Source organism: Salibaculum sp., from assembly GCF_035270045.1.
In the GTDB taxonomy this organism is placed as follows: Bacteria; Pseudomonadota; Alphaproteobacteria; order Rhodobacterales; family Rhodobacteraceae; genus Salibaculum.
The window spans coordinates 1-6235 of sequence record NZ_DATFIP010000065.1 but is presented as its reverse complement, the minus strand read 5'-3'; the positions used below and the strand labels follow the sequence as shown (position 1 = coordinate 6235).

Sequence of the window (6235 nt, the reverse complement as noted above, 5' to 3'; positions counted from 1 at the left end):
CGACCTCGGGCGGCGTCTATTTCGGCATCAGCGCCGCCGATTGCGCGCGCATTGACGAGCACCAATCCACCGGCGCTGCGGTGCCGTCGCCCGACATCGCGGACATCGAGGCCCGTCACCGCATCGACCTGCTGGAAGGGGACGCGCAGCGCAGGTTCCGACGGAACTGCCAGATGGTCTTCCAGGATTCCTTTGCGTCGCTGAATCCCCGGCATCTCGTTGTCGATATCGTCGGGCGACCGCTGAGGGTCTACAAGGAGGCCTCGGGTGCCGAACTGACCGAGCGGGTGGTGTCCCTGCTCGAAATGGTGGGCCTGGGCCGGCATCACCTCTACCGGTATCCGCACCAGTTTTCCGGCGGCCAGCGGCAGCGCATCTCGATCGCGCGGGCCCTGGCTCTCGATCCGGAACTTATTGTTCTCGACGAACCGACCTCAGCTCTCGACGTCTCGGTTCAGGCGCAAATTCTTAATCTCCTCAATGATTTGCAGCGTGATAACAATCTCGCCTACCTGTTCATCACCCACGACCTGGCCGTGGTCCAACACATGGCTGACCGGCTGGTCGCGATGTACCTCGGCAGAGTGTCGGAGACCGGTGAGACGAAGACCGTGTTCGATGACCCGCAGCACCCCTATACGCTTGCGCTGATGGCCGCCAAGCCTGACTTGACAGACGAAGACGGTGCCAAGCTCCAGGCTCTCGAGGGCAACATACCCGATCCGGCCCGGCCGCCCCAGGGATGCCGATTCCACACCCGCTGTCCGGTAGCCACGCCGATCTGCGGATGGGAAATCGACGATGTGGTCCGTTGGCTCGAGGAGAGCCCGGGCATGTTCGATACCTTGGCGGGCGTCGAGCGGATGAGCGCATTTGATGCCTCGCTGCGGTTCTCCGACACGGGCTCGGCCGAGCGGCTGGCCGGGGCCTTGCGGTCCCCTGCCATGCCCGCCGCGATGCAGCGCGCGATGGAGGAATTGTCGATCGACGGTGCTTCCGTACGGATCCGCTTCCAAGCGGTGGACGAGGTTCAGCTGACCGACCGTGGATCCGACCACAATGTCGCCTGCGTCCTCGACCCCAGCAAAGACTGAAAGACAGGAGTGAGCTCGATGACGCTTGAGATCGACCCCGAGAAGGTTGTGCTGACAGAGACAGTGGACGGACGAGAGGTCCACCTGATGTATCTGGAGACATGGGATGGCCTCTATGCCCCGATCGGCCTGTCAAAACCCCCGGGCGATGGGCCGTTCCCGACCGTCCTGCTCGCCTCCGGAAATGGCGGCGAGGGAATGGCGTGGGTCCGCGATGCCGTTCGGACCCGAGGCTACACCATGCAAAGGCTCGTCGACGCAGGCTATGCCTGCGCCTGGTTGCGGTATCGGACCGAGGTCGAGCTGGGCTACAACAACGGCGGTCCGTTCGTGCGTGACGGGCGGCAGGGTCGGGAGATGTTCAATCGCTCGCCGCTCGAATACGAGGACGAGATTGCGATCATCGAGCAGGTCAAGGCGCTGCCCTACGTCGATCCCGACAGGATCGGCCTGATCGGGATGAGCCACGGCGGCGAGATGATCTTCAAGCTGACTTCGGAATACCACGGCGTCCGCGCTGCCGTCGCCAGCGAGCCCGCCAATCACGAATTCTTGGCCCTGAACCCCGACAACACGGCATTCGTCAACGAAGAGACCCAACTGCGCAATATAGAGGACATGCAGATGGCGGAGGTGGAGAAGGTCCGCGGTCGCATCGATATGGATCTCGCGCGTCAGCGGATTTCGACCATAAAGACGCCCATTCTCGTGACTGGCCGGGATGAGGACCATCTTCAGGGCATCTTCCGTACGAGTTTTGAGCTGCTGGAAGAGGCGGGCAAGGACGCGGAGTGGTTCAGCGTCGATCACGACCTGCACGGATACATCTACCCTGTCCGGCGCGCCGATGGCAGTTATGATCTCAATGACGTCCAGGTGGCCGCAATCGATCGCACGATCGGCTATCTGGACAGGCATCTCAAAGCCTGATCCCGTCAGTCGGTCTGCAACACGGACCGTCCCGAAGAGTGACCGTCGTCGTCTTTGGCATCGAGGAGGCGCAGGACTTCGGCAGCTGCGCGCCGTGCATCTTCCTTGGCGGCGCGTTCCGCGTCTTCTGCATCGCCGGCCTTGATTGCATCCACCACTTTCCGGAGATTTCGGACGCTTTCGACTGACCGCCCCGCCGAGCGCATTGGATGCGTCAGCCCCATCGCGCGCCACCGCCAGATCTGAGCAAGGACGGTGCCAAGCATCTTGGACAGTATCTGACTGCGCGCCCCCGTGTGCATCGCGTCATAGAAGTCGTTCTTTGCGGCGAGGATCGAACGCGGATCCCCTTCCTTGTAGGCCACCTCAACGGCCTCGAGAGCCCTTTCGAGATCCGCGATCCGGTCCGGATCGTTCTGCTCCGCGAAAGATCGTGCCGCGAGGCCTTCGAGTGCCTCTCGGATGCGGTAGAGTTCCCTTGCTTCGCCCACGGTCAAGGCGCGCACGACTGGACCCTTGTTCGGAATGAGCCTGACCAGGCCTTCCGCTTCGAGCTGACGGAGGCTTTCGCGCAGGACCGTGCGAGACACGCCCAGCATCTCGGTCAACTCACGCTCGGTCAGGCGCCTGCCCGGGGCGAACCGTCCCTCGATTATCTCGGTGCGTAACGCCTTGAGAACCTGCTCTCGGACTGGAGCTGCGGAGCGGATCAGATTCATCTTGGCTTCCATCCGGCTTCCTTTAGCGCGGTTCGCGTCACGAAGCTACTGAGGACGGGATAGATTTCGGGTCATAGGTGGTGCGGGGCCTTCACCGAGCGGGAGTGCCGATCGTGGTGGTCATCTCGCCAAGTCCTTCGATCTCGATCACGCAGACGTCGCCGGGCGTCAGCATCCCGACGCCTGCCGGCGTCCCCGTCATGACGAGATCGCCGGGGCGCAGGTTCAGCATCTTCGACAGTATCGAGATAACCTCCTGCGGCTTCCAGATCATCTCGTTGAGGTTTCCATCCTGGCGTTGCTCCCCGTTGACACTGAGGCGGATGTAGCCGTCCGAAGGGTGGCCGACTTCCGCCACCGGATGCACGGGTCCGATGATGGCAGAGTTGTCGAAGCCTTTTCCCATGTCCCACGGGCGTCCCTGATCGCGGGCGAGGATCTGGATGTCGCGGCGGGTCAGGTCGTTGCCGAGCGCATATCCCCAGACGTGATCAAGGCTGTCCTCCACCGCGATATCGCATCCGCCGGTGCCGATCACGGCGACCAGTTCAGCCTCGTATGCCAGGTTGTCAGTGCCGGGCGGATAGGGGATTGTCTGGCCCCCATCGACCACAGCATCCGCGGGTTTGGTGAAGAAGAAGGGCGGGTCCCGGTCATCCATGCCCATCTCGCGAGCATGGGCCGCGTAGTTTCTCCCGACGCAGAAAATGCGCCGCACGGGCATCCTTTTCGCCTGTCCGGCGACGGCAATGGAGGCGGGTTCAGGCGGATCTAGAACATAGTCCATAAGGGCTTTCCATGTCGTGTCGGGGTATTCGGTCGGGCTTATGACGCGAATGGTTGCCAAGTTGTATGACAATTTTCGTGATGGCGACAAGCGCGATCGTCCGAGCCACAAATCGCATGGTGCATTCGGAAAACATCTGTGCAATGTTCGGAAAGAGATTGTCATACAATCTTGGCGCGGAGGTGCGCTTAAGGGCAGGGGGGAGAATGGAAGAGAGATTCACGTCGCCGTACTGGGAGGATATCTGCAGCAGTCTCGACGATTCTCGGACCTTCAACCGCATGCGTGAGACGCCCTATTACCGCGATGCGGTGTATCCGCAGTTTTCGCGTCAGGAGTATGAACGCCGGTTTGCCGCAATGCGTGAACTGATGGTCCGTGAGGGCCTGGATGTGTTGATCTGTCCGGGCGGACCGAGCCATTGGAGCTTCGGCGGCGCTATGCTCTGGCTGTCGGGCCATTGGGAATGGCACAGTCTTGCCGCTTACGTCGTCTTCCCGCGAGAGGGTGAGCCGACGTTGATCTACGACCGCGGCGGGACCCATATCGAGGCGGTTCGGCGGGAGGTTTCCGCCGCGATCTCGGACGTTCGGTCGGCCCGGGGCGGGCAGCATGCGGTCGTCATGGCCGAGCGGATAAGAGAGCTTGGGCTTCAGTCGGGTCACATCGGGTTGGTGGAGATCGATGCACGAAACAAGGACTACATGCCGGCGAATCAGTTTCTATCGCTGAAACGGGAACTTCCGGAGTCCGAGGTCATCTTCACCGAAGGGTTCATGCACGAGCTTGTCGTGGTGCACAGCGATGAGGAGTTGGACTGCGTGCGCCACGCCGGAAGGCTTTGCACCAATGCTATGAAGGCCTTGGCCGATGCCGCACGCCCGGGCGCGACAGAGCAGGATCTGCGGGCCGCAGCAGGGGCGGCGATTCTCGAGGGCGGGGGCGACATCGACTTTCTCATCATCGGGTCCACGCCGATGGCAGAACCGGCGATGGTCTTCGGCAATCCTCGCCCGTCGAAACGGGTTCTTCAGGACGGCGACATCATCATAATGGAGTTGGCGGCCGGGTATCGTGGCTACTCTGCGCAAATCGGCACGCCCATTTGCATCGGTCGACCACCCGAATGGGTTCAGAAGTTCTGGGACGAGATCGCCAAGCCTGGATATGAGCGTGTCGCGGCAGCTATAGCGCCCGGCCGTCTCACATCGGACATGCAGGTCGCCGCGCAGTTCTTTCGTGAAAAGGGCGTCCAGTCCCGACCGATCGTCACCCACGGAATCGATTTCGTGTCGGACGGACCGCATGTCTTTGTGGACAGGACGCAAACAACCAAGGACGACGACGTTCTCAGACCCGGCATGGTGCTTATGCCCGAGCCGAACCCGATCAGTGCGGATGGTCGTCTGGGCATGTTCGTCGGCCACACCGTCATCGTTACGGAAGATGGTCACGAATGCGTCGATGAATGGCCCCTCGACCTCATTGTCGTGTGATGAGTGTCGTTGGTCAACTGCCGGCCAGGAAGGTTGTGCAATCGATTGCAAAAGTGCTAGGCTCGGTACAACAAGTTTCGGGGAGGAACTAATCATGAAGCTGGCCGTCAGCGAAAACGCTGATCAGATCGGGCGCAACCGACCGGCTGCCGATGACGCGCAGCCGGTCATCGTCGCCAAGAACCTCACCGTCGGATACAAGCTGCACCGCGAGCGCAAGCTTCTGACCGCGTTGCGCGACATCACCATCACGATCAACAAGGGCGAATTCGTCTGCCTGCTTGGTCCTTCGGGATGCGGGAAGTCGACCTTCATCAATGCGATCTCGGGGATCGTGCTGCCATGGGAGGGCTCCATGGAGGTGGCGGGGAAACCCGTGACCGGTCCGGGGCCGGACCGGGCGATGGTCTTTCAAGACTATGCCCTGATGCCGTGGCGGACCGTGGAATCGAACATCCGAATGCCGTTTGAATTTCAAAACCTTGGCCTGTCCAGCAAGGAAATCAACGAGCGGATCGCGCGGTATCTCGACCTCGTCGAACTCACGGGATTCGAGAAATCCTACCCCTACGAGTTGTCGGGTGGCATGCGTCAACGCGTCGGAATCGCTCGGGCGCTGGTGACCGAGCCCGACATACTGCTGGCGGACGAACCCTTCGCTGCAATTGATGCGATGACGCGCGAAGCAATGCAGATGGAGCTCGAGCAATTCGTCGGCAATACCAAGCAGACGGTCGTCTTCATCACCCATTCGATCGACGAGGCGCTCATCCTGGGAGACCGGATTGCCGTCATCTCGCGCCGGCCGGGGCGCATCAGGGAAATCATCGACGTGAACCTGCCGAGGCCACGCTTCGGCGGCGATGTGAAGTCTCTTCCGGAATACGCCGAGCTGCGGGACCGCATCTGGGACCTTGTTAAGGATGAGGCGCGCATGGGCGCCCACGGGGAGGACTGATGGCAGATTCCGAGCACCACGCACCACAGCATTCGGGCGAATTCTCGGATGCCGACCGGATCAGGGACGTCAAGATATCCTTCGGATCCGTTTGGGACCAATATGGAACCTGGGCGGTCACGGTCGCCAACTTGACGATTTTCTTCAGCCTATGGGAACTCTTCGCCCGTTCGGGCGCGGTGAACCCGGTCTTTTTCCCCACCGCGTCGGGCATGTTCTCGACCCTCTTCGAGGGGCTGACCGCGCGGGCG

General features: G+C 61.5%; 7 protein-coding genes. 5 read left to right on the top strand and 2 right to left on the bottom strand.

Annotation, left to right across the window (positions count from 1 at the left end; genetic code table 11):
* Both VJ897_RS11690 and VJ897_RS11685 read left to right on the top strand, forming a co-directional pair.
* Positions 1 to 1094 (top strand): oligopeptide/dipeptide ABC transporter ATP-binding protein (locus VJ897_RS11690; RefSeq protein ID WP_324055847.1); only part of this gene is annotated, 1094 nt, incomplete at its 5' end.
* Between the two features lie 18 nt (positions 1095 to 1112).
* Positions 1113 to 2024 (top strand): alpha/beta hydrolase family protein, encoded by a 912-nt coding sequence (locus tag VJ897_RS11685; RefSeq protein ID WP_324055846.1) that lies wholly within the window; start codon positions 1113 to 1115, stop codon positions 2022 to 2024.
* A 5-nt stretch (positions 2025 to 2029) separates the two neighbouring features.
* Here VJ897_RS11685 and VJ897_RS11680 read toward each other — a convergent pair whose 3' ends face one another.
* Both VJ897_RS11680 and VJ897_RS11675 read right to left on the bottom strand, forming a co-directional pair.
* The gene (locus VJ897_RS11680; RefSeq protein WP_324055845.1) at positions 2030 to 2755 is read right to left on the bottom strand and encodes a GntR family transcriptional regulator; all 726 of its coding nucleotides are present in this window, start codon (positions 2753 to 2755) and stop codon (positions 2030 to 2032) included.
* Between the two features lie 79 nt (positions 2756 to 2834).
* Entirely contained in the window at positions 2835 to 3530 is a 696-nt protein-coding gene (locus VJ897_RS11675; RefSeq protein WP_324055848.1) for a fumarylacetoacetate hydrolase family protein, read from the bottom strand.
* Positions 3531 to 3736: 206 nt separating this feature from the next.
* Here VJ897_RS11675 and VJ897_RS11670 point away from each other — a divergent pair, with 206 nt between their 5' ends.
* From VJ897_RS11670 to VJ897_RS11660, 3 genes are all read left to right on the top strand, one after another.
* Complete coding sequence (locus VJ897_RS11670; RefSeq protein ID WP_324055844.1) at positions 3737 to 5026, top strand: M24 family metallopeptidase; 1290 nt, start codon at positions 3737 to 3739, stop codon at positions 5024 to 5026.
* 94 nt (positions 5027 to 5120) lie between these two features.
* Entirely contained in the window at positions 5121 to 5984 is an 864-nt protein-coding gene (locus VJ897_RS11665; protein WP_324055843.1) for an ABC transporter ATP-binding protein, read from the top strand.
* Positions 5984 to 6235 (top strand): hypothetical protein (locus VJ897_RS11660; RefSeq protein WP_324055842.1); only part of this gene is annotated, 252 nt, incomplete at its 3' end. The genes VJ897_RS11665 and VJ897_RS11660, both read left to right, overlap by 1 nt.